We start from the raw sequence: 22,039 nt of genomic DNA, 5'->3' as shown, positions 1-22,039 counted from the left end.
GATGAGTGGAATCAGTCAGATATGCCGGAAAGAACTGGCCAGAGTATTTAAAGATAAGAAGATGATTTTTTCCGTATTCCTGCTTCCTGTCCTTATCATGGTCGGGATCATGACACTGGTCAGCAGTCTGAGCACGAGTGCACAGAATGATGTGGAAGCGCATAATTCTATTGTATATGTCCAGAATGCCCCGGACGGATTTGAAGACTTTTTAAGATCATCAGATAAAGAATGTGAGATTATCCAGATGAGTGACCGTGCAGGCACGGAAGATATGATCAGAGACGGGAATGCAGACCTGCTGATAGAATTTCCGGAAGGTTTCATGGACGCGGTTACGGAGTATAAGGCCGGTGATGCTGTCCCTCAGATCAAGACCTATTATAACCCGTCAGAAGATTATTCACGTGCGGCATATGATGCGATTTCATCAGGCGTGCTGGAAAATTACAGGGAGACACTTCTGGCAGACCGCGTGGAAGACATGGCGGGTCTGACCGTATTTACGGTGAATTCTGACAATCCGGATATGGTCATTCAGGATGAAGAAAAGGCCGGCGGGAAGATACTCGGTATGATGCTGCCTTACTTTATAACGATCCTGTTATTTGCTGGTGCGATGGGGATCGGGACGGATATGGTAGCCGGTGAGAAGGAACGTGGTACAATGGCAAGCCTTCTCGTGTCTCCGATAAAAAGAAGCTCGATCGTATTAGGAAAAGTATTCTCACTCATGATTATTTCCGGTGTCTCTTCGGTTGTCTATGTGGGGGCTATGGTAGCCTTTATGCCACAGATGATGGGCGGCATGGGAGGTTCGGATTTAGGCGTGAACCTGTCGCTGAACCCGGCACAGATAGGGATGCTGGCGGCGCTTTTAATTGCAATTGCGTTTATGTATTCCGCGATCATCGTTCTGGTATCTGTATTTGCCAAGACTGTAAAGGAAGCGAACTCCTATATCATGCCAGTGTATATGCTCGTACTTGTACTCGGAATCACAACAATGTTTACAACAAAGACCCCACAGGAATGGCTTTATGCCGTACCGATCTATAACACATCACTGACGCTGCAGGGAATCCTGACACAGGAGGTCACCATGATGCAGTATGGACTGACACTGGGAGTAACACTGGTTCTCGGAGCGGTACTGATCGGTGTAATCGCGAAAGCGTTTGAGAGCGAGAAAGTGATGTCAATTTAACCATTACACAGTATCACCGATTCTGAATGCCTGCATATAGTAACAGTAAGAATAACTGCTGTTGCCGTATGCGGGCATTTTTGTGTTATCAGAAAATGGGTCCGTATGAAGCAGGCTGACTGTTCAGGATGGGAAACTATGAGATTATGTGAACTGCGGGAAAAGGAAGTAATCAACGTATGTGACTGTAAGAGGCTGGGGTGTGTCGTAGATATAGACATCGATGTCAAAGAAGGCAGGGTTGAGGCGATCATAATTCCGGGCCCCGGGAAGATATGCGGGTTTCTGGGGACAGACTGCGAATATGTGATTCCGTGGCGCTGTATTAAGAAGATCGGTCCGGATATTATATTAGTAGAAATACAGGAGGAAAAGTTTCTTCAGAAGCTGTAAAGACCCCGCCCCGGAAAAGGGCAAAAAAGCCCGTAAATACGCGAAACATCATCTGGACACAGTAAAGGATATTGTGTATAATGAGGACAGAATTGGTAGGAAAGGCGGAATATATTATGAAATGTCCTTATTGTGGCCACCCCGATACGAGAGTTATTGATTCAAGACCGGCGGAAGAGAACAATTCCATTCGCAGAAGGCGTTCCTGCGATGTGTGCGGAAAGCGTTTTACAACTTATGAAAAAATTGAGACTATTCCGCTGATCGTGATCAAGAAAGATAACAACAGGGAACAGTATGACCGTGCCAAGATAGAACAGGGTGTTTTAAGTGCCTGTTATAAACGTCCGGTTCCTGCATCTGAGATCCAGAAGACGATAGATGAAATTGAACTGGAGATTTTTAACAGGGAAGAGAAAGAGATTCCGAGCAGCAAGATCGGCGAGATCGTGATGGACAAGCTGATGGCTCTGGACCCTGTAGCTTATGTTCGTTTTGCATCCGTTTACAGGGAATTTAAGGATGTGAATACATTTATGTCAGAGCTGAAGCAGTTCCTTGAATAAGTGATGGATATCATCTGTTTTGACAGGAAGAAAAGCACGTCTGCGGACGTGCTTTTCCATATATAAGGGGGAAACATGATTCGTATTGCAATCGTAGAGGATGATAAAGCTTTTATGAACAGGATCAAAAAGTATATAGACACTTATGTCATGGAAAACGATGTCGAAATCGATGTTTCTTGTTTTTCTGATGGAAGTGAACTGGTTTCAGACTATGAGCCGGTGTATGATATTCTGTTAATGGATATTGAAATGCCGAGAATGAACGGAATGGACGCGGCAAAGGTGGTGCGCAGGACAGATGACCGGGTCATTATAATTTTTATAACGAATATGGCACAGTATGCGATCAACGGGTATGAGGTCGGGGCTCTGGATTATGTACTCAAGCCGGTCAAATATTTTCCTTTTTCCATGAAGCTGACGAAGGCGGTTTCATCTATCCGGGAATCGGAGGCAGTAAGCCTGCTTGTTCCTCATGAGACGGGAGTTCGGAAGGTAATGTCTGATGATATTATCTATGCTGAGATAAGAGACCACTGGCTTCATATTATTACAAAGAGTCAGGAGTATAAAATGCTGGGGACTTTGAAAGAATTTGCAAACAAATTTGAGGAAAAGCATTTCACATGTTGTAACCACTGCTTTTGTATCAATCTGAAATATGTAACGTCACTTGAGAAAGAAACAGTTGAACTGGATGGCAGGTATGAGCTGAAGGTGAGCAGATCGCGCAAAAAGCAGTTAAAGCAGGCACTTTTAGATTATTACAAGGGAGGGCTGAGATAATGGGAGAGACAATTGCAGACTTGATATTACGGAGTTTTTTTACGATTAATATGCTTCCGATTGTTTTGCTGTTTTCAGCCGGTTTAAAGAAAAGGGACAGGTTCCCGTACCGTCTGGCCGGAGGGATTATATTCTGCCTGTTCTGTGCCAGTCTGTTCACCCACGGATTTTTAACGTATATTGTTGAATTCTGTGCAATGACAGTATTTTGCTTCCTCCTGTATGATATAACGGTAAAAGAATCTGTTTATTGTCTTGCGTGTGCATACATAACACAGCACATTTCTTACGGCCTGTACCAGATACTGTTCCGCCCGGATGGAAATCAGCCGGTTTATTCTATCGGCTATATACTGGTTTCCATAGCCGTACTTGCGGCAGTTTATTATTTGGTCGTGAGAAAGCTGCCAGAAAACGGCAGGTTTAATATTGATCTTAAATTTTCGATGTTTTCACTCTGTATTATATTACTGCTTGTACTGGTACTCAGTATTGTGGCGGATAATATTTATGCTGGGGACAGAAGCAGCATGTACTACGTTTGTATGGCATATGATCTGATCTGCTGTGTCTTTGTTTTATGGGAACAGGTTGATTATAAGAAAAAGCTGAAAAAACAGAGAGAACAGGATATGGAAAAGCAGATCTGGATGAAACAAAAGGAATTGTACAAGCTCAGGAAAGATGACATGGAGACGATCAATATGATCTGCCATGACCTGAAGAAGCATCTGGAGTCCCTTAAACTGTTTGCGAATGAAGAGGAGCGGCAGACATATTTCAATGAAGTCAGCAAAACAATACAGTCCTATGATTCCCAACTGGAGACCGGCAGCAAGGTGCTGGACATTCTGCTCTCGCAAAAGAATCTGATCTGTATGAAGAATGGTATTGACCTGACCTGTGTGGCAGATGGGAAAAAGATGGATTTCATTCATGCGGTAGATCTTTATACAATCCTTGGAAATGCGATAGACAATGCTATTGAAAGTGTACTTATGGTTTCTGATCCGGAAAAGAAGATAATTTCGGTTTCAGTGTGGACAAAAGGAAAACTTCTGCTTATGCAGGTGGAAAACTATTTTGAAAATGAGGACCTTATTTTTGAAAATGGTCTGCCGCTGACGACGAAGAAGGAGAGTGAAGGGCATGGATTCGGGCTGAAAAGTATCAGAAACAGCGTGGAAAAATATGATGGCTGTATGGATGTGGGGATACAAAACAATACATTTAGGCTGATGATTGTAGTTCCGATTCCGTAAGAAAGAAAAAAATGCAAAGTACGAAATGGAAATGACCTGTTACGAAATATCTGTGGATATTTTGTGAATTCATGATATATTTTACAAAAATAATGATGTGCACGGAATTATTTTATTCCCGCGGGCAGCGATTCAGGCAGACAGATTTGCATGTCCGGCTGGCGGCAGCAGCGGGAGTCGGGTTCCCTGCAGTTTGATGCAGTGTATCTGGCGCGATCATATATCATGGAGGAAAGGGAATGAAAATTAAGAAAGAACTGACACGAGGTTTAGGTGCAGTCTCGGCGTTCATGCTAGTTGCGGTGAACCTGGGCGCACCAGTTGCGGATTCGTATGAAGGCAGGATCAATACGGTTCTTGGAATTAACACAACGAAAATTGTATCTGATGATACAAAGGAAGAGGATACCGCATATTATAAGAGCGATTATGGAACAGATATTTATGACACAGACAAGCTTCAGGAACTGGAAGACGACTGTGCCGATGAGGCAGTGCTTGAACAGGAGGAAGGATCCGTACTTTTAAAAAATGATAATAATGCGCTTCCACTCTCAGAGGGCAGCAGCATCACATTATTCGGGCAGAATTCTATAGAAAGTGCCCAGAAGTCCGAGTCGGCTGGCGGGTTTGGAGCGGCGGCACCTGTCAGCGGGCCGTTTTACAGCTATCATTCAACAAGTGGGTCCACACAGGAACTGGTAACGTATTTATCTGCCATGCAGTCGGCGTATCATGTAAACGAAACAATGGTGAAAGCATACCAGAACAGTGGTTATACGCGCCTGAAGGATGCACAGAATCCGGAAATCGGAGAGGCACCGAAGGAATTATACACTGAAGATCTGAAAAACAGCTGGAAAAATGAATATAATGATGCGGCAGTAGTCATGCTGACGAGACAGGGAAGTGAAGACTGTGACCTTGTGCTGGAGGACTCAGAGGGGATCAGCCAGCTCGCACTGCATAAGGATGAGCGTGATCTTCTGGAAATGCTTAAGGAAGAGAAAGCAAACGGAACATTTAAGAAGATTATTCTTCTTGTAAACTCGAACTGGGCGATGGAACTTGGGGAGCTTGACGATTATGATGTGGATGCATGTCTCTGGATCGGGTCTCCCGGTGCAGTTGGTTTTACCGGCGTTGTAAACGTGCTGAAGGGTGATGTCAGCCCGTCCGGAAAACTGGTGGATACTTATGCGAAAAACTCCCTGTCAGCACCGGCAGTTACCTATGCGCAGGCTAAAAACACACCACAGTGGGAAAATCTGGATGAAGTTCTGGAATTCTGTTCAGATACGGACAAATATGTTTCTAATTATCTGATCTATTCCGAGGGTATTTATGTGGGATATAAATATTATGAGACAAGATACGAGGATACAGTGCTTGGCAGCGGGAATGCTACGGGTGCCGCCGGTTCTTCGACAAATGCAGCGTGGGATTATAACAACGAAATTGCCTATCCGTTTGGATATGGATTGTCTTACACATCCTTCACACAACAGGTAGATGGTGTAGAGTACCATGAAGAGACAGACAGCTATACAGTAAAGGTGACGGTAACAAATGAAGGAGATAAGGCAGGAAAATCTGTTGTCCAGGTTTATGCGCAGACTCCTTATGGTGATTACGAGAAAGAAAATGCAGTTGAAAAGTCTGCCATTCAGGTGGCCGGTTTTGAGAAGACTGGTATGCTGGAACCGGGCGCATCCGAGACTGTAGAGGTTGATGTGGAAAAATATCTGCTGGCCAGCTATGATTATACGAATGCAAAGGGATATATCCTGAGTGAAGGAGATTATTATCTTGCAATCGGTGATGACGCGCATGATGCATTAAATAATATTCTGGCGGCAAAAGGTGCGCAAGGAATGACAGACGTACTTGGCAGCCCGGCCGAAGGAGATGCGGACAAGGCATACACTTGGAAGGAAGAGAAACTGGATACAGAAACATATAGACAGTCACGTTATTCTGACGAGACGGTGACAAATCAGTTTGACGATGCCGACCTGAATAATCTGGAAACAGATACAGTTGATTACCTTTCCAGAAGTGACTGGGAGGGCACATATCCGGTTACACAGGTTTCTGTAACGGCGACAGAGGATATGATGAAAACTCTCGACGGCGAGCTGTACGAACAGCCAGAGGATTCTCCGTCCGTCGATGATTTTACACAGGGAAAAGATGCTGGCCTCTCCTTTGTAAGCATGAAAGATGTGGAGTTTGACGATGAGGAAACATGGAATACATTTTTAGACCAGCTGACGGCAGAGGAAATGTGTTCAATCCTTCCGGACCAGAATGGTTCTTCTATGATCGAAAGCGTAAATATGCCGGCCACATACAGAGGGGATGACATGGACTGTCTGGAGCAGGTGAAATTTAAGGCAACTGAAAAGTCTGGTATCGTATGGCCTTCAACGGTGGTCATGACTTCAACATGGAACAAGGATGAGATGGCAAGGCGCAGTGCCCTGACAGCAAACGAGGCTTACTTCATGGGCTGTACCGAGATCTGGTCAGGGGGGCCGAATATTCACAGGACACCATTTAACGGACGTGCATCCGCGTACTATTCAGAAGACGGTAATATGGGATATATCGTCGGAGCCATTGTCGGGGAAAATGTCCAAAAATACGGTATTATTCTGGGGCTCAAACACATGGTTGTCAACGACCAGGAGGCAAACAGGGAGAGTGTGGCGACCTTTACAAATGAACAGGCTTTAAGAGAGCAGTATCTCAGGGCATTTGAAGGCGCTTATACGAAAGGCGGCGCCCTGGGGACAATGACAGCGTTTAACCGTATCGGATGTACCTACTGTGGAAGCTCTGCGCCTCTTCTGACACAGGTACTGCGCGGTGAATGGGGCTTTAAAGGGCATGTGACAACAGATGCGGTTGTTGCAATGGATTATAAGACGCATTATACGTCGAATATCACAGCAGGCGTCGACTATTTCTGCTGGGATATGGCCGGATTCGGAGCATCAGAGGAGTCGGCGGCATCCAACCTCAGTAAAGACAAAGTATTAAAGGCAATTGAAGATGGCGATGGTTATATGCTGGAAGCATTGCGTAATGCAACAAAGCATACCGTCTATGCCCAGTCCAGATCCATTCTGATCAACGGACTTGACAGCAATGCAAAAGTAGAACACATTACACCGTGGTGGCAGACTGCTCTGAAAGCACTGAATGTTGTATTCATCCTGCTGACAGCATTGTTTATCGGACTATACTATCTGGAGGCATTTGTCTGGAGTAAAAAAGAACTAGGAGGGAAGCAGTCATGAAAGGATTATTAGTACAAAAAAGAATCAGCGGCCTGATCAATCTTGTGAATGCAGTATTTACTTTCATTATTATGATCGCTTATGCGGTTCTGTCAAATAAAGCAGGAGAATTCAATAAGAATGTAGTGATATATCTGCTGCTTGCTGTAATATGCTGTGCTGTATATTTCAGCGTTGATCATAAGTTTCTGGATATCGCAAATCTGGTCGCTGTTGTATTCCTTACGATGGGAATAGGGACATTTGCAATCGGCAGTATTAATACATTTGCCGACGCGCTGAATGGTATCTCCATGTTTGGATCATCCGGAGATATCGGGTATATTGTCGTTCTTCTGATTCTGCTTGCAGTGGCCCTGCTGGCTGAGATTGTATCCTGCTTTATGAGCAGGGAGCCGAAAGTCCCATTAGTAAAATTAACAGATAAAGTATCTGATTAAGAAGAGAAGTAAAGCCATACTGACATTGTACCGCTTCTGCATGGTACGGTGACAGTATGGCTTCATTTTTGTGGTAAAGGAGCAGCTTATAAAAGGTCTACAAGCTTTGCGGCCGCATCCTGCAGCATCTGATAAAAGGCTTCCTCGTCGGATGTGCTCTTTTGTTTTCCATTCTCTATGATCCGGATCAGCTCTTTGAGATCTTCATTATCCGGTTCTTCCTCCTGCATCAGTCCGCACAGCCTCTGGGACGCCTCTATCATTCTGAGAGGGCCATAGATATGCGGTTCGTTTTCTAAGCCGGCGGCACTGGTTATCATATAAATTAAAAGTTCCATATATGCTTCTTTGTTATTCATGTTTTTCCTCCCATCGGTTAAAAATCAGGACATCCTCCAGAGATTTCCGTCTGGACTCTCTGGGTTCTCCGTCCGGCCAGCCTATGGACATAAGCATTTCAATGCGGTGGGTATCGGGCAGATTCAGAAGCTTCCTGACAGCTGCGTCGTTATAAGATTTGACAGCACAGGTCCCGAGGCCTTCTTCAAGCGCGGCAAGCATAATGTTTTCGGCAGCCATAGAGGCATCCATCATGCAGCCGTAGATTTCAGAATTGCGTGAACCATGTTTCAGGGCATAGTCCATATCCGAACAAATGACCAGAATGACAGGCGGTTTGCCGCTCAAACCGGGACTGAACAGATCGACTTTACTTACTAGTTCGGGAAGCGTGACAAAGATAAACTTCCATGCCTGGAGATTACTGGCGCTTGGGGCGGACCGGCCGGCATCTGCAAGCTTCAGGAGGAGTTCCGTGGGTACGGGCTTATCCTGAAATTTTCGTATACTTCTGCGGGACTGGATTGCTTCAGTAACATTCATAGATTCATACCTCTCTTTCGTGGAATGCCATTCACTAAAAATTTCCAGTATGGGTATATATATTCCCCTGATATTTATGGGGACTGCGGATAAAATAATTATATCCCATATGATAAAATGTGTCACTTATTAAAAAAAAATATTGACATTCGGAGATGAAAATTTCATAATAAAATCAACTGAACTTTATGAGAATAAAGTATAGAATGAAGTATAGACTTTAGTCTAGTAAAGCTCGCGAAACCGTTGAAATTACAAAGGATAAGAAAGGAGAAAAGCAATTGAATGTTGTAACGTTAGGACTGCGCGTGGCTATCATAGGATATGCCCTCATATTTGCAGTGGTATTTATCAGAGACTGTCTGAACCATAAGGAGGATTTTAAAGGGCGGAAGCATGTTACCCTGTTTATCATCGGGGCAGTTACCAATTTTTTCGATACACTGGGAATCGGAAGCTTTGCGACAACACAGGCGGCCTTTAAACTGACAAAATCAAGTTCGGATAAGATTATGCCGGGAACTCTGAACGTTGGGGACTGTATTCCGGTCATGACGGAGTTTCTTCTGTTTCTCGGACTGGTAGAGGTGGCTCCACTGACACTGATCTCTATGATTGTGGGGGCGATTATAGGTTCACTTATTGGGGCAAATGTTGTATCCAAATGGTCCGTTAAGGTCGTAAGATATGCTTTGGGAGGCGCACTGGTATTTCTGGCAGTTATGATGGGCTGCAGGCTGATGGAGATCGGCCCGTTCGGTACAGCCGGGATGGCAACAGGACTTGCAGGGTGGAAACTCGCTGTCGCTGTCGGCGTAAATTTTTTGCTGGGTGCGCTAATGACTATAGGTGTCGGGCTGTACACCCCATGCATCGCTCTTTGCAGCGCACTGGGACTGAATGTAAAGATCGCCTTTCCGGTTATGTTCGGTTCTTGTGCCTTCCTGATGCCTTCCTGCGGATTTGCATTTATTAAAAAAGGAACTTATGACAGGGCTGCGGCTGCATGGCTGACAATCGGCGGGGCAGTAGGGATTTTTATTGCATTTTGCATCGTACGATCGCTTCCGCTGGAAATACTGACATGGATTATTATAGTAGTAATGCTGTATACTGCTGTCATGTTTTTTAAAGATGCAAGGAAAAATGCCGAGTAGGAATGGGATTCATTTTTGATAAATACTTGCCAAACGGTGCCAAATCCTATACAATGAAGTCGACAATTTAATAATGAAGGTTATTTGAAGAAGGAGACAGACATGAAAAGAAGAACAATGAGTATTCTTGTAATGCTTACGATGGCTGTAACTATTGCACTGAGCGGATGTTCAGGTGATAAGGGAGAGCAGAAGTCAACGACGGAGAATAAACTTTCAGGAAACCCAGTCGAGGGCGGAAGTATCAAGGTAGGTATTTCCCAAGATTTGGACAGTCTTGACCCACACAAAGCAGTTGCGGCAGGAACAAAAGAGGTTTTATTTAACATTTATGAAGGCCTAGTAAAGCCGGATAAAGATGGTGATTTAGTCGAAGCCGTAGCCAGCAGCTATTCAGTTTCTGATGATGCAAAGGTATATACATTTACCTTGCGTGATGGGGTGAAGTTCCATAACGGGAATGCTGTGACGGCAGAAGATGTGAAATATTCAATAGACAGATGCGCTGATACTTCTAATGGGGAACCATTGGTATCAGCGTATTCTATTATTGAGAGTGTGAATATTCTGGATGAGAAGACGGTTGAAATCCGCCTCACAGAATCCAATACCGAGTTCCTTGCCTATATGACGACAGCGATTATCCCGAAAGACTATGACAAGCTGGACACAGAACCAGTTGGGACAGGTCCGTTTAAGTACGTATCTCGCAGCCCGCAGGAAAATGTTATTCTGGAGAAGAATGAAGACTACTGGGGAGAAAAAGCACATCTTGATAAGGTGGAATTCAAAATTGTAGCAGACGCGGATATGCTGGTCACGAATTTGAAAGGCGGTTCCATCGACATGGCGATGCGACTTACTTCAAGTCAGGCCGCGGAGCTGACAGACGGCTTCCATATAGAAGAAGGAACCATGAATCTTGTACAGGCATTATACCTGAACAATGATGTGGAGCCACTGAACAACGAAAAGGTCAGACAGGCACTCTGCTACGCAGTCAATCCAGATGAAATCATGGATATGATGGCAGACGGCAAGGGCGTCCGCATCGGGACAAGCATGTATCCGGGATTAAAGAAGTACTACGATGAAGAATACGCGGATTATTACACACAAGATTTTGAAAAAGCAAAAGAACTGCTCAAAGAAGCTGGATATCCGGATGGATTTGACCTGGAGATAACCGTAAGCTCCGCAGACCAGCCACACGTAGACACTGCACAGGTGATTGCAGAAGAACTCAAAAACATCGGCGTCAATGTCACAATCAAACCGATCGAATGGGAAGCATGGCTGGAAGATGTCTACGCAAAACGCGACTACCAGTCAACCGTAGTTGGTGTAGACGCATCCAACCTGTCAGCACGCGCAATGCTGGAACGCTTCACATCCGATGCATCCGGAAACTTTATTAACTTCAAAGATGACGAGTACGATAAAGTCTTCAAAGAAGCAATCGCAGCAACAGACGAAACAGAACAGATCAAACTATACAAACAGGCAGAAGGAATATTAGCAGAAAAAGCCGCAAACGTCTACATTCAGGATCTGGCAAATCTGGTAGCAGTCAGCAATAAATACGACGGATATACATTCTACCCGTTATATGTACAGGATATGTCAACAATATATATGGTTGAATAAACCAAAAAAACCTTCAAAAAGGTACACCACTAAACGCAGTTTGGGACGTAGTAAAGTTGAAAAAGATTACGTCCCCAAGGAGGCAGGTATGAAGTTTGTTTTTAGGAAATTATCAGGTCTTATAATCGCATTATTAATTGTCAGTATGCTTGCCTTCCTTGCGTTTGAGGTGATTCCCGGGGACCCTGCGAGGTCGATTCTTGGCACGGAGGCGACTGAGGCGAAGGTCCAGGCTCTGCGGGAGGAGATGGGCTTGAACCGTCCCCTGCCGCAGCGGTATGGACTGTGGCTGAAGGATTTTGCCGCAGGGGATATGGGGATGTCTTATTCTTATCAGGTCCCGGTCAGGGAGATGATCGGGGATAAGATTCCTATTACGATTACGCTGACTCTGATGGGTTTTTTCTTTATTTTGTTGTTTTCTATACCGGTGAGTCTTTTGAGTGTGAGGTATGAGAATCGGTTTGTGGATCAGTTCTTTTTGATTCTGAATCAGGTTACGATGTCTGTTCCGCCGTTTTTTGTCGGGATTATTTTCACGGTGTTATTCGGATTGGTATTTAAGTTGTTCACGCCGGGGGGATATGTTTCTTATACGGAGAGTCTTACCGGATTTCTGGGATATCTGATTCTTCCGTCGATCGCCATCGCGCTGCCAAAGGCGGCTATGACTACGAAGCTGTTCCGCAGTTCGCTGATTACGGAGATGAGGCAGGATTATGTGCGTACGGCGATGAGCAGGGGGAACGCCCCGTGGAGAGTGCTTGTGCATCATGCGCTGAAGAATGGGATTCTTCCGGTGATTACATTTTTAGGAATGGCGATTGCGGATATGATTGCAAATAGTATTGTGATCGAGCAGGTGTTCGGAATCCCGGGACTCGGGAGGACGCTGATCTCGTCGATATCCAAACGGGATTATCCCGTGGTGGAGGCTGTGATTGTTCTGATTGCAGTGGTGATTCTGGTGATTAATGTAATTGTGGATTTACTGTATCGGAAACTGGACAAACGGATTGAGATATAGAGGTACTGATTTGAGCAGATTAAGTATAAACGGGATGAAAAAGGGAAAAACTTCCAATAACCTATTTTCCGGCAGGCCCCAAAAGCTGTCCGGGCAGAAGGCGGCCGGGGGCGGGCTGAGAAGTTATAATTTCACATTTGGGGCGGTACTTACGGTGGTTATGCTGGGACTGATCGTGCTGGGATTTTTCTGGGTGCCGTATGATACGGAAGCGATGCAGGGGTCGGTAAAATTAAATGCCCCGTCTCTTGCCCATATTTTTGGGACAGACCAGTTCGGCAGGGATGTGTTCAGCCGGGTTCTTTCCGGCGCAGGCAGCACGCTGGCGATTGCCGGGGGGACGATTCTGATCGGGGGCGGTATCGGCATTCTGATCGGGGCCGTGACCGGGTATTTCGGGGGCTGGCTGGATGAAGGGCTGATGCGGATCAACGATGTGCTGGCAGCATTTCCCAGTGTACTTCTGGCACTGGTGATTATCAGCATATGGGGAAGCGGGAAATATAAGGTCATGCTGGCTCTCGGAATCGCTTTTATCCCGAGTTTTGCAAGGATTGTGCGCGGTGAATTTATGCGCTGCCGGGAAGAAGATTACGTCACAAGTGCCAGACTGATCGGGGTATCCACGCCACGGATTTTGTTTGTCCATATACTGCCGAATATCCTTCCGGCACTCTTATCTTCCCTGACGATCGGGTTCAATAATGCCGTCATTCAAGAGGCTGGCATGAGCTATCTAGGGATCGGTGTGCAGCCGCCGGATGCCAGCCTTGGACGGATGCTTTCTGAATCCCAGACATATCTGGCAAGCGGACCGTGGTGTGCAGTCTTTCCCGGACTCTTTCTGGTCCTGCTGATTCTGGGAGTCGGAATGCTGGGTGAAGGGATTCTGGACAGATTCGGAGGTGGAAGATAATGCTGAAAGTGGAAAATCTGTCGATTCACTTCGAAGAGCGCGGAGACAGCCAGGAAGTCGTGCGGGACGTATCCTTCGAAATTCAGGACGGAGAAATCTTAGGAATCGTGGGTGAATCAGGCTCGGGGAAAACAATGACGGCTCTGACGATCGCAGGGCTTTTGAAAAACAATGCCATATTGGATAGCGGAAGTATCCGGCTGGACGGCGTAAACCTGCTTTCCCTGTCGGAAAAGGAAATGCGCTCAATTCAGGGAAAAGATATCAGTATGATTTTTCAGGAACCGATGACCGCACTCAATCCGACGATGAGGATTGGAAAACAAGTAGAGGAGGCACTAATCCTGCACACAGGTCTTTCAAAGGAAGAACGCAGGAAAAAGGTCATCAAAGCTCTGGAAGATGTGGAATTGACTCAGCCTGAAAAGCTGTGCCGCAAATATCCTTATGAATTATCCGGAGGAATGCGACAGCGCGTCATGATCGCCGCGGCAATCGTATGCCGGCCCAAACTTCTAATCGCTGACGAGCCGACAACTGCGCTGGATGTGGGGACGCAGGAGAGTATTCTGAAATTATTAAAGAAATTGAATAAAAAATACAATATGGGAATCCTCTTTATATCCCATAACCTGAGAGTGGTAAATGAACTCTGCAGCAGGGTCCTCGTCATGAAAGACGGCCGGGTGCTGGAGGAAGGACAGGCAGTGCAGATTTTTGAGCATCCGCAGACAGAGTATACAAAGGAACTAATCGCCGCGATCCCGACCCGGACAAAAGGAAGCAGATTCTATGAACTCCTGAAAGCAAGAGCCAGTGAGGAAGGATTTGCAGATTCGGATGTAAAGGCAGGTGAAGAAAATGCCTGAGAAAGTACTAGAGTTAAAGGGAGTAAACGCATATTATAAGGAAGGAAAACAGAAGAAACAAGTTCTCGAAGACGTTTCGTTTACCTTGTATGAGGGCGAAATCACGGGTCTGGTTGGAGCCAGCGGAAGCGGCAAGTCTACATTGTGCAAATGCGTGCTCGGCCTCCTGAAAGAATATGATGGAGAGATCATTCATTATACAAAATCCCCCCAGATGATCTTTCAGGACCCGTTCCGCTCCCTGAACCCAAAGAAATCGATCGGCTGGATTCTCGAGGAACCATTAAAAGTACAGGGCGGGGGCACGAAAGAGCAGCGCCGGGAAAAGGCGGAAGAGATGTTAAAACGCGTACATCTTCCGGTGGAACTATATGGTCGTTATCCGAGAGAACTAAGCGGCGGACAGAGGCAGAGGGTGAGCATCGCCCTGGCTTTAATTACAGGCACAAAATTTATTCTGGCAGATGAACCTCTGTCCGCACTGGACGTGACGGTTCAGGCCCAGATCATCGCTCTTTTAAAGGAGCTGCAGGAAAGTGAAAAAATCTGTTACCTGTTCGTATCCCATGATCTGGATGTGGTCAGTATGCTATGCAGCCGGGTTCTCTTTTTAAAAGACAGGAAAGTGAAGGAATATGCGGACTTATAAAATGACAATTATATACGATGGAACGAGGTACCAGGGCTGGCAGAGGCAGAAAAATACGGATCAGACAATTCAGGGTATCCTGGAGGCGTCCATCGGGAAAATAGCCGGTTATCCGGTGGAAGTAAATGGTTCCGGCAGGACAGACGGCGGTGTGCATGCAAAAGGACAGACTGCAAGCATAACCCTGTCCGGCAGAGTGGATGAAACAACATTCCGTGAAGAACTGAACAAAGTACTCCCCGAAGACATCCGGGTAAAGGAAATGCTCCTTGTGAAAAACGGTTTTCACGCCCGGCAGAATGCAAAAGGGAAGCGGTACGAATATTTCATAGATACCCGGGAAAAGCCGGATGTATTTGCAAGAAAATATTGCTGTCACTATCCTTATGGACTGAACATTGCGGCGATGGAAGAGGCGGCCGGTTATCTGATCGGGAAACATGATTTTTCAGGATTTACAGATAAAAAAGACGAAAAGTCCACAATTCGGACAATTTATGATATAATCATTGAGAAACAGGACAGCAAGATACGGATCGAATATTATGGGACGGGCTTTCTGTACCATATGGTCCGTATTCTGACAGGAACTCTTCTGGAGGTAGGCACAGGAGAGAAAAAGCCGGATGAGGCCATCTCCATTCTGGAGGCGGGAAAGCGTGAATATGCAGGCTTTCTGGCACCTGCCAGAGGATTGTTTTTAAAAGAAGTCTACTATACTTAAGAGGATGCAGGGGAGCCGGAATGCGGGGAAGAAAAGGATGTAGAGCAGATTCTGCTCATATTCATGCGATTCCCGGCAGCCGGCTCCTGATTTACTTTAGAATCAGATGAAAAGATAAGGAGGCCTAAATGAAATTTATATCATGGAATGTGAACGGCATACGCGCATGTGTGCAGAAAGGATTCGTGGAATTTTTCCGCGGGGCGGACGCAGATATTTTCTGCATTCAGGAAACAAAAATGCAGGAGGGACAGTTGGAACTGGATCTGGAGGGATATCACCAGTACTGGAACTATGCGGTAAAAAAAGGATACTCCGGGACAGCAGTATTTACAAAAAAAGAGCCCCTGTCCGTGGCTTATGGGATTGGTATCGAAGAACACGATCAGGAAGGGCGTGTCATCACGCTGGAATTTGAAGACTTTTACTTTGTAACTGTCTACACACCAAATTCCCAGAATGAACTCGCCAGACTGGATTACCGGATGAAGTGGGAAGATGATTTCCGGGCATATCTGAAGAAACTGGATGAGAACAAGCCAGTTGTTGTGACAGGCGACATGAACGTGGCACATCAGGAAATCGACCTGAAAAATCCAAAAACAAACCGCAGGAATGCAGGTTTTACGGATGAAGAACGCCAGAAATTTACGGATCTTCTGGATGCAGGATTCATCGATACATTCCGTTATTTTTATCCGGATCAGGAAGGCATCTATTCCTGGTGGTCTTACCGTTTCCGGGCCCGCGAAAAGAATGCAGGGTGGCGTATCGACTATTTCTGCGTATCAGAGTCGTTAAAAGACAGACTCAAAGGGGCAGGCATCCTGACGGAGGTGCTCGGTTCAGACCATTGTCCCGTCGTACTCGAGATGGAGTAAATAATTTAAATATAGAAACAGGAGGCAGTCAGCATGACAAAGATTGATATCATTTCCGGTTTCCTCGGAGCCGGAAAAACAACATTTATCAAAAAAATGCTTCAGGAGGCATTTCAGGGAGAACAGGTGGTTCTGATTGAAAATGAATTTGGCGAGATTGGGATTGACGGAGGATTTTTGAAAGATTCCGGGATCGAAATCCGCGAGATGAATTCAGGATGCATCTGCTGTTCTTTAGTCGGGGATTTCGGAAAGTCACTGAAAGAAGTAGTGGATAAGTACCACCCGGACCGGATCCTGATCGAACCTTCCGGAGTCGGGAAACTCTCCGATGTCATCAAAGCAGTGCAGGATGTCCAGGGAGAGATTGATGTGGTACTGAACAGTTTTACCACTGTGGTAGATGCAATGAAGTGTCGTCTGTACAGAAAGAATTTTGGTGAATTCTTCAGCAATCAGGTCGAGTATGCGGGGGCAATCATATTAAGCCGTACAGATAAAGCAAAACCGGAAAAGGTGGAAGAAAGCTATCAGCTTCTGCGCGAACTGAATGAGAAAGCACCGATCATTACAACTCCGATCGCGGAGCTTTCCGGTGAAAAACTGCTGGAAACAATGGAACACAGCAAGTCTCTGGAAGAAGAACTGCTGGCAGAGATTACCTGCCCTGAATGCGGCGGGCATCATGAGCATGGGGAAACATGCGGCTGCGACCATGACCATGCGGACCACGGGCACCACCATGAAGAACATGACCATGCTGGACATCATCACGAAGACAACGACCATGCTGGACATCATCACGAAAACCACGGCCACGAAGGGCACAGCCATGATCACGCCGGACACCCGCATGACCATGAAGGCCACGATCACGATGACCACTGTGGCTGCGGCCACGACCATCACCACGATCACGGCCACCACCATGCCGATGAAGTATTTACGAGCTGGGGATGTGAGACCATCAAAACCTACACGAAAGCGGAGATCAGCAGTATTCTTGAGACACTGGAGTCCGACGACACACTTGGTACAATCCTGCGTGCGAAAGGGATGGTTGCCGGGGAGGGAGAATGGATTTATTTCGATATGGTTCCCCAGGAACATGAAGTGCGCAGCGGTTCAGCTGAATATACTGGCAGAATCTGTGTGATTGGTTCTGAACTCAAGGAAGACAGACTTGTAGAATTATTTGGTATAAAATAGATGTAACTGTTCAAAACATACGAACAGCTGCATGCAGATATAAAAGCATGATTGGAGAGATTTAAAATGGCAGAACCAGATGTAATGGTTTATCTGATGACCGGATTTCTGGACAGCGGAAAGACACAGTTTCTGAAGTTCACGCTGGAGCAGGAATATTTCCAGATAGAGGGGACAACTCTGCTCATTCTTTGTGAAGAGGGTGAAGAGGAGTATGACCCGCAGGAAATGAAGAAATATAATGTAGTTATTGAGCATGTGGAAGATCAGGAAGAACTGACGGCACAATGGCTGGGGGAAATGAATGAAAAATACAGTCCCGAGCGTGTTGTAGTCGAGTATAACGGAATGTGGAAGGTCAGTGACTTTGAGGCACTGGAACTTCCAAAAGGATGGGGGATTGAGCAGAAGCTTACAACAGTGGATGCCAGCACTTTCCAGATGTATCTGGCTAATCTGAAGCCTTTGTTTGTAGAAATGGTCAGAAATTCAGAAATGGTATTATTTAACCGCTGCACAGATAAAAAACCGCTGGCAGGATACCGCCGGAGTGTAAAGGTTGTAAGCCCTCAGGCGGAAGTGATCTTTGAGGACGAACAGGGGGAAGTGGAAAATATTTTTGAGGACGATGTCCCGTATGACCTGAATGCCCCTGTAATCGAAGTGCGCCGGGAGGACTACGGAATCTGGTATGTAGATGTGATGGACAATCCGGACAGATATAAAGGGAAAACGGTAGAGTTTACGGCCAGAGTGTTGAAGCCGAAAGGATTTCCTTCCAAAGTATTCCTGCCGGGACGTATGGCCATGACCTGCTGTGCAGATGATACCACGTTTCTGGGATATATATGTAAGAGTTCCTATGCACCAAAATTAAAGCCGGGGCAGTGGGTGACCGTGCGTGCAAAAATCGGTTTCGGACGCGTGTCTGTTTACCGTGGTGTCGGTCCGGTGCTGGAGGCAGAGCATATTGAGTCTGCGGAACCTATAGAGGAACTGGTATATTTTAACTAAAAGTAATATTTGAACTGCACTTTTAAGGATTGCATAAAGGTGTAAAGTGCGTTAAAATTATATCAAATATGGAGAGATAAGAAGGAGAGAGTCTATGGAAAAGCAATTTGACGTAATCGCAATGGGGGAACTCTTGATTGATTTTACAATGAACGGACAGAGCGAACAGGGAAATGGCCTGTTTGAGGCATGCCCGGGCGGCGCTCCGTGCAACGTGCTTGCAATGTTGAACAAGCTGGGCAAGAAGACTGCATTTCTTGGAAAAGTCGGGAAGGACCAGTTCGGAGTTCTGCTCAAGAATACATTAGACGAAACAGGAATTGACACCTCTAATTTAAAAATGGATGCCGATGTGAACACAACATTGGCCTTCGTACATACATTCCCCGACGGGGACCGCGAATTCTCATTCTACCGTAATCCCGGAGCTGACATGATGCTGACAGAGGACGATGTAGATCCGGAATTCCTGAACAAGGCAAGATTATTCCACTTCGGTACGCTGTCGATGACACATGAGGGTGTCCGTAAGGCAACAGAAAAGGCTCTGGATACGGCAAAAGAGAATGGCCTTCTTATTTCCTTCGATCCGAACCTGCGCCCGCCGCTCTGGAGCTCACTCGAGCTGGCAAAAGAGCAGATGGAATATGGTTTCCAGTTCTGCGATATCCTTAAGATATCAGATAATGAGATCCAGTTTGTATCCGGGAAAGAGGACTATGACGAGGGAATCCAGTACCTTCAGGAGAAATACAACATCCCGCTGATCCTGCTGACCCTTGGAAAAGATGGAAGCCGCGCATACTATAAAGGCATGCGTGTCGAGAGAAGCGGATTCACCATGAACACAATCGAGACAACCGGTGCAGGAGATACCTTCTGCGGAAGCTCCCTGAATTATATACTGGAGCACGGTATCGACAATCTGACGGAAGAAGAACTCGGCGAGATGCTCACATTTGCCAATGCAGCAGCAGCCGTTATCACAACCCGTAAGGGGGCTATACGTGCGATGCCTGAGAAGGAAGAGGTAATGAGTGTCATTGGAGAGCAGGCGTAAGCGATATCATAGTGAGAAAAATGGAACAGTCCGGGAGATGAATGATATCGACCGGGCTGTTCTATTACTGTTCATAGGAACCTTGTAATCAGGAACAAAGGTATTGAGGAATAGTAATAGCTATGGTAAGATTTACCGAGGAGCAATTCATGTATAGAATGTGACTTTCAATTATATAATTAGTCAGTAAAACAGAAAGAAAACACCCTCTACTTTGGCAGGTTAGGGTGAAATCAAATTTTGGAAGACAACAGAGGAGATTCCTGATGAGAAAAAAGGAAGGCAAGATTATCTACAAACTATTTTCAATGCTGTTGATTAGCATTTGCATTCCCCTGTTCATTTTTTCCTATGTATCCTACGTGATGTCTTATCAAAGCATAGGCGCAGATTACAAAGAAAGTAAAAATAATCTGGACAGGCAGGTGGCCGAGAATATAGAGAACAATTTTTACACACTGCAGAACCAGTCGATCGCCTTGTATGACTACGACAGTATTTCCTATATTCTGGACACGGACAAGGCTGAGATTACTGACGAGTATGTTGAGAATTACAATCTTGTTTACGGAAATCTGGTCAGTATTATTCAGGGAAACCTGAAACTGGACAGTATCAGTCTGATTGATCTGGCCGGAGAAGTGAAGTTTTATTTTGACCGGAATATGTCCAGCCAGAATCTGAGCACCGTAGCGAATGAGCCTTGGTTTTCACGGACAATGGAGGCTCATGGGAGAGCAGTTATTGTGCCACCCCATGAAAATATATATACTAATAAAAAAGAAAAAGTTGTCTCCGTATGCAGGGTCATTATGAATCCTTATGATGATACCGTCTCGGGCATACTGAAGATTGATCAGGAAGTGAGTACGTTTGAGAGTATTTTTGATATGATAGATAAGGATGAAGGTGAGGCTTACTTCGTGTTCAGCAGCGAAGGCGAGTTGTTTTATGAGAGTGGCGGACTGAATACGGAGGAGGCGCAGTCTTTATTTCAGTATGTTGAAACCCATGAGGGCGGTGAGATGACTTGGAGTCATGGAGGTACAGAGATTGTTACGTATGGGACTTCATCGAAGGATAACTGGACAGTTATCTCTCTGGTTCCGGAGAAGAATATCCACGAGCGGGCTGCATTCATACGTAGGATTAATACAGGACTGACGGCTGTTCTTGTCATTATATGTGCCGGTGTTTCTGTCATGATTTCTGTGACGATTAATAAGCCAATCCGAAATCTGAAGACTTCTATGAAGGAGTTTCAGGGTGGCAACTTGAAGGCACAAGTGGAGATTAATCGGAATGATGAGTTCGGAATGATTGCCAATGTTTTTAACGGCATGGTAGAAAATATTAGAAAGCTGATCAATGAGCAGTATGAACTGAAGCTACTGAAAAAGCAGGCACAGTTGGAAAACTACCAGAGTCAGATCAACCCACACTACCTGTTCAATACGCTGAATTCAATCAAGGCAGTTTCTATGCAGGAGGGGGCTGGGAAGACAACCCAGATGATACAATGTTTTTCGGATGGTTTCAGGTATGCACTGAACCGTGGTGTGTACGTCGTCAGCTTCCGTGAAGAACTGGAATACATTGATAAATATATTCTGCTCCAGAGGATGCGGTTTGGGGAAAAGGTGCGGGTGGAGAAGGAGATTGAGAACGAGGTTTTGGATAACGAATGCCTGCGGATGGTTCTGCAGCCGATCATAGAGAACGCATTTTATCATGGGTTGGAAAAGACGAACGAGAGTGGGAGGATTATGATCGTAGCCCAGGAAGTAGGTGACGAATTTTTTATTTATATATCTAATACGGGCACGGTGGTGCCCCCTGAGCGGATGAAAGAAATCAATGAGCAACTTTCCTGGGATGAGGAACGCTATCGGATTGAGAACAGTGACAAGGTGGGGATATTTAATGTAAATGCACGGATTAAGTATCATTATGGAAGCCGATATGGACTAAGGATGATATATGGAATAGAAAATGAAACAACGATAAAGATTTATCTCCCGTGCCGAAAATTAAATTAAAGG

21 protein-coding genes are annotated in these 22,039 nt (G+C 45.6%); 19 read left to right on the top strand and 2 right to left on the bottom strand.

What is annotated here, in order from left to right; all coding sequences use genetic code 11:
* The first annotated feature begins 1 nt into the window (after position 1).
* The 7 genes from ABIN22_RS14480 to ABIN22_RS14450 all read left to right on the top strand — a co-directional run bounded on the left by ABIN22_RS14480 (position 2) and on the right by ABIN22_RS14450 (position 7,962).
* The gene (locus ABIN22_RS14480) at positions 2–1,207 is read left to right on the top strand and encodes an ABC transporter permease (RefSeq protein WP_118622064.1); all 1,206 of its coding nucleotides are present in this window, start codon (positions 2–4) and stop codon (positions 1,205–1,207) included.
* A 138-nt stretch (positions 1,208–1,345) separates the two neighbouring features.
* Positions 1,346–1,600, top strand: coding sequence for a YlmC/YmxH family sporulation protein (locus ABIN22_RS14475; protein WP_109730864.1), 255 nt, complete (start codon positions 1,346–1,348; stop codon positions 1,598–1,600).
* A gap of 116 nt (positions 1,601–1,716) precedes the next feature.
* The gene (nrdR, locus tag ABIN22_RS14470) at positions 1,717–2,166 is read left to right on the top strand and encodes a transcriptional regulator NrdR (protein ID WP_109731108.1); all 450 of its coding nucleotides are present in this window, start codon (positions 1,717–1,719) and stop codon (positions 2,164–2,166) included.
* Between the two features lie 75 nt (positions 2,167–2,241).
* Entirely contained in the window at positions 2,242–2,955 is a 714-nt protein-coding gene (locus ABIN22_RS14465) for a LytR/AlgR family response regulator transcription factor (RefSeq protein ID WP_118622066.1), read from the top strand.
* Entirely contained in the window at positions 2,955–4,217 is a 1,263-nt protein-coding gene (locus ABIN22_RS14460) for an ATP-binding protein (protein WP_109730866.1), read from the top strand. The genes ABIN22_RS14465 and ABIN22_RS14460 overlap by 1 nt, the downstream gene beginning before the upstream one ends.
* 239 nt (positions 4,218–4,456) lie before the next feature.
* Positions 4,457–7,522, top strand: coding sequence for a glycoside hydrolase family 3 protein (locus tag ABIN22_RS14455; protein WP_346909521.1), 3,066 nt, complete (start codon positions 4,457–4,459; stop codon positions 7,520–7,522).
* Positions 7,519–7,962, top strand: coding sequence for a hypothetical protein (locus ABIN22_RS14450; RefSeq protein WP_109730868.1), 444 nt, complete (start codon positions 7,519–7,521; stop codon positions 7,960–7,962). Before ABIN22_RS14455 ends, ABIN22_RS14450 begins: the two co-directional genes overlap by 4 nt.
* Before the next feature lie 86 nt (positions 7,963–8,048).
* Here the strand turns inward: ABIN22_RS14450 and ABIN22_RS14445 are convergent, their stop codons facing one another.
* Together ABIN22_RS14445 and ABIN22_RS14440 are read right to left on the bottom strand one after the other, a co-directional pair.
* Entirely contained in the window at positions 8,049–8,321 is a 273-nt protein-coding gene (locus tag ABIN22_RS14445) for a DUF6092 family protein (RefSeq protein WP_118622074.1), read from the bottom strand.
* Complete coding sequence (locus tag ABIN22_RS14440; protein WP_346909519.1) at positions 8,314–8,844, bottom strand: nitroreductase family protein; 531 nt, start codon at positions 8,842–8,844, stop codon at positions 8,314–8,316. Before ABIN22_RS14440 ends, ABIN22_RS14445 begins: the two co-directional genes overlap by 8 nt.
* Positions 8,845–9,125: 281 nt before the next feature.
* Between ABIN22_RS14440 and ABIN22_RS14435 the strand changes: the two genes are divergently transcribed.
* The 12 genes from ABIN22_RS14435 to ABIN22_RS14380 all read left to right on the top strand — a co-directional run bounded on the left by ABIN22_RS14435 (position 9,126) and on the right by ABIN22_RS14380 (position 22,036).
* Entirely contained in the window at positions 9,126–10,001 is an 876-nt protein-coding gene (locus tag ABIN22_RS14435) for a permease (protein ID WP_346909517.1), read from the top strand.
* A gap of 102 nt (positions 10,002–10,103) precedes the next feature.
* Positions 10,104–11,648 (top strand): ABC transporter substrate-binding protein, encoded by a 1,545-nt coding sequence (locus tag ABIN22_RS14430; protein WP_346909516.1) that lies wholly within the window; start codon positions 10,104–10,106, stop codon positions 11,646–11,648.
* Between the two features lie 88 nt (positions 11,649–11,736).
* Positions 11,737–12,675 (top strand): ABC transporter permease, encoded by a 939-nt coding sequence (locus ABIN22_RS14425; RefSeq protein WP_109730873.1) that lies wholly within the window; start codon positions 11,737–11,739, stop codon positions 12,673–12,675.
* Between the two features lie 160 nt (positions 12,676–12,835).
* Positions 12,836–13,591, top strand: a complete 756-nt coding sequence (locus tag ABIN22_RS14420) for an ABC transporter permease (RefSeq protein WP_243099450.1) — start codon at positions 12,836–12,838, stop codon at positions 13,589–13,591.
* On the top strand, positions 13,591–14,460 hold the full coding sequence (locus ABIN22_RS14415) for an ABC transporter ATP-binding protein (protein ID WP_346909515.1): 870 nt from the start codon (positions 13,591–13,593) through the stop codon (positions 14,458–14,460). The genes ABIN22_RS14420 and ABIN22_RS14415 overlap by 1 nt, the downstream gene beginning before the upstream one ends.
* Positions 14,453–15,109, top strand: a complete 657-nt coding sequence (locus ABIN22_RS14410; RefSeq protein ID WP_346909652.1) for an ABC transporter ATP-binding protein — start codon at positions 14,453–14,455, stop codon at positions 15,107–15,109. The genes ABIN22_RS14415 and ABIN22_RS14410 overlap by 8 nt, the downstream gene beginning before the upstream one ends.
* The gene (gene truA, locus ABIN22_RS14405) at positions 15,096–15,833 is read left to right on the top strand and encodes a tRNA pseudouridine(38-40) synthase TruA (protein ID WP_118622084.1); all 738 of its coding nucleotides are present in this window, start codon (positions 15,096–15,098) and stop codon (positions 15,831–15,833) included. The genes ABIN22_RS14410 and truA overlap by 14 nt, the downstream gene beginning before the upstream one ends.
* 128 nt (positions 15,834–15,961) lie before the next feature.
* The gene (locus ABIN22_RS14400; RefSeq protein ID WP_109730877.1) at positions 15,962–16,714 is read left to right on the top strand and encodes an exodeoxyribonuclease III; all 753 of its coding nucleotides are present in this window, start codon (positions 15,962–15,964) and stop codon (positions 16,712–16,714) included.
* 33 nt (positions 16,715–16,747) lie between these two features.
* Positions 16,748–17,923: a CobW family GTP-binding protein gene (locus tag ABIN22_RS14395; protein ID WP_346909513.1), complete on the top strand. Its 1,176-nt coding sequence runs from the start codon at positions 16,748–16,750 to the stop codon at positions 17,921–17,923.
* 66 nt (positions 17,924–17,989) lie between these two features.
* Complete coding sequence (locus ABIN22_RS14390; RefSeq protein ID WP_346909511.1) at positions 17,990–18,937, top strand: TIGR03943 family putative permease subunit; 948 nt, start codon at positions 17,990–17,992, stop codon at positions 18,935–18,937.
* 94 nt (positions 18,938–19,031) lie between these two features.
* Positions 19,032–19,997, top strand: coding sequence for a carbohydrate kinase family protein (locus ABIN22_RS14385; RefSeq protein ID WP_109730880.1), 966 nt, complete (start codon positions 19,032–19,034; stop codon positions 19,995–19,997).
* Between the two features lie 266 nt (positions 19,998–20,263).
* Positions 20,264–22,036 carry a cache domain-containing sensor histidine kinase gene (locus ABIN22_RS14380; protein ID WP_346909509.1) on the top strand — a complete coding sequence of 591 codons (1,773 nt, stop codon included), beginning with the start codon at positions 20,264–20,266 and terminating at the stop codon, positions 22,034–22,036.
* Positions 22,037–22,039: the final 3 nt, after the last annotated feature.

Source organism: Faecalicatena orotica (assembly GCF_905197545.1).
Classification (GTDB): Bacteria; Bacillota; Clostridia; order Lachnospirales; family Lachnospiraceae; genus Faecalicatena_A; species Faecalicatena_A orotica.
The sequence above is the reverse complement of the archived record's forward strand: the minus strand, read 5'-3'. Positions and strand labels throughout refer to the sequence as shown.

Bases quoted from the DNA above. Each gene is read 5' to 3' on its own strand.
- ABIN22_RS14480 (WP_118622064.1), top strand. From the start codon at position 2: ATGAGTGGAATCAGTCAGATATGCCGGAAAGAACTGGCCAGAGTATTT.
- ABIN22_RS14475 (WP_109730864.1), top strand. From the start codon at position 1,346: ATGAGATTATGTGAACTGCGGGAAAAGGAAGTAATCAACGTATGTGAC.
- nrdR (WP_109731108.1), top strand. From the start codon at position 1,717: ATGAAATGTCCTTATTGTGGCCACCCCGATACGAGAGTTATTGATTCA.
- ABIN22_RS14465 (WP_118622066.1), top strand. From the start codon at position 2,242: ATGATTCGTATTGCAATCGTAGAGGATGATAAAGCTTTTATGAACAGG.
- ABIN22_RS14460 (WP_109730866.1), top strand. From the start codon at position 2,955: ATGGGAGAGACAATTGCAGACTTGATATTACGGAGTTTTTTTACGATT.
- ABIN22_RS14455 (WP_346909521.1), top strand. From the start codon at position 4,457: ATGAAAATTAAGAAAGAACTGACACGAGGTTTAGGTGCAGTCTCGGCG.
- ABIN22_RS14450 (WP_109730868.1), top strand. From the start codon at position 7,519: ATGAAAGGATTATTAGTACAAAAAAGAATCAGCGGCCTGATCAATCTT.
- ABIN22_RS14445 (WP_118622074.1), bottom strand. From the start codon at position 8,321: ATGAATAACAAAGAAGCATATATGGAACTTTTAATTTATATGATAACC.
- ABIN22_RS14440 (WP_346909519.1), bottom strand. From the start codon at position 8,844: ATGAATGTTACTGAAGCAATCCAGTCCCGCAGAAGTATACGAAAATTT.
- ABIN22_RS14430 (WP_346909516.1), top strand. From the start codon at position 10,104: ATGAAAAGAAGAACAATGAGTATTCTTGTAATGCTTACGATGGCTGTA.
- ABIN22_RS14425 (WP_109730873.1), top strand. From the start codon at position 11,737: ATGAAGTTTGTTTTTAGGAAATTATCAGGTCTTATAATCGCATTATTA.
- ABIN22_RS14420 (WP_243099450.1), top strand. From the start codon at position 12,836: ATGCTGGGACTGATCGTGCTGGGATTTTTCTGGGTGCCGTATGATACG.
- ABIN22_RS14415 (WP_346909515.1), top strand. From the start codon at position 13,591: ATGCTGAAAGTGGAAAATCTGTCGATTCACTTCGAAGAGCGCGGAGAC.
- ABIN22_RS14410 (WP_346909652.1), top strand. From the start codon at position 14,453: ATGCCTGAGAAAGTACTAGAGTTAAAGGGAGTAAACGCATATTATAAG.
- truA (WP_118622084.1), top strand. From the start codon at position 15,096: ATGCGGACTTATAAAATGACAATTATATACGATGGAACGAGGTACCAG.
- ABIN22_RS14400 (WP_109730877.1), top strand. From the start codon at position 15,962: ATGAAATTTATATCATGGAATGTGAACGGCATACGCGCATGTGTGCAG.
- ABIN22_RS14395 (WP_346909513.1), top strand. From the start codon at position 16,748: ATGACAAAGATTGATATCATTTCCGGTTTCCTCGGAGCCGGAAAAACA.
- ABIN22_RS14390 (WP_346909511.1), top strand. From the start codon at position 17,990: ATGGCAGAACCAGATGTAATGGTTTATCTGATGACCGGATTTCTGGAC.
- ABIN22_RS14385 (WP_109730880.1), top strand. From the start codon at position 19,032: ATGGAAAAGCAATTTGACGTAATCGCAATGGGGGAACTCTTGATTGAT.
- ABIN22_RS14380 (WP_346909509.1), top strand. From the start codon at position 20,264: ATGAGAAAAAAGGAAGGCAAGATTATCTACAAACTATTTTCAATGCTG.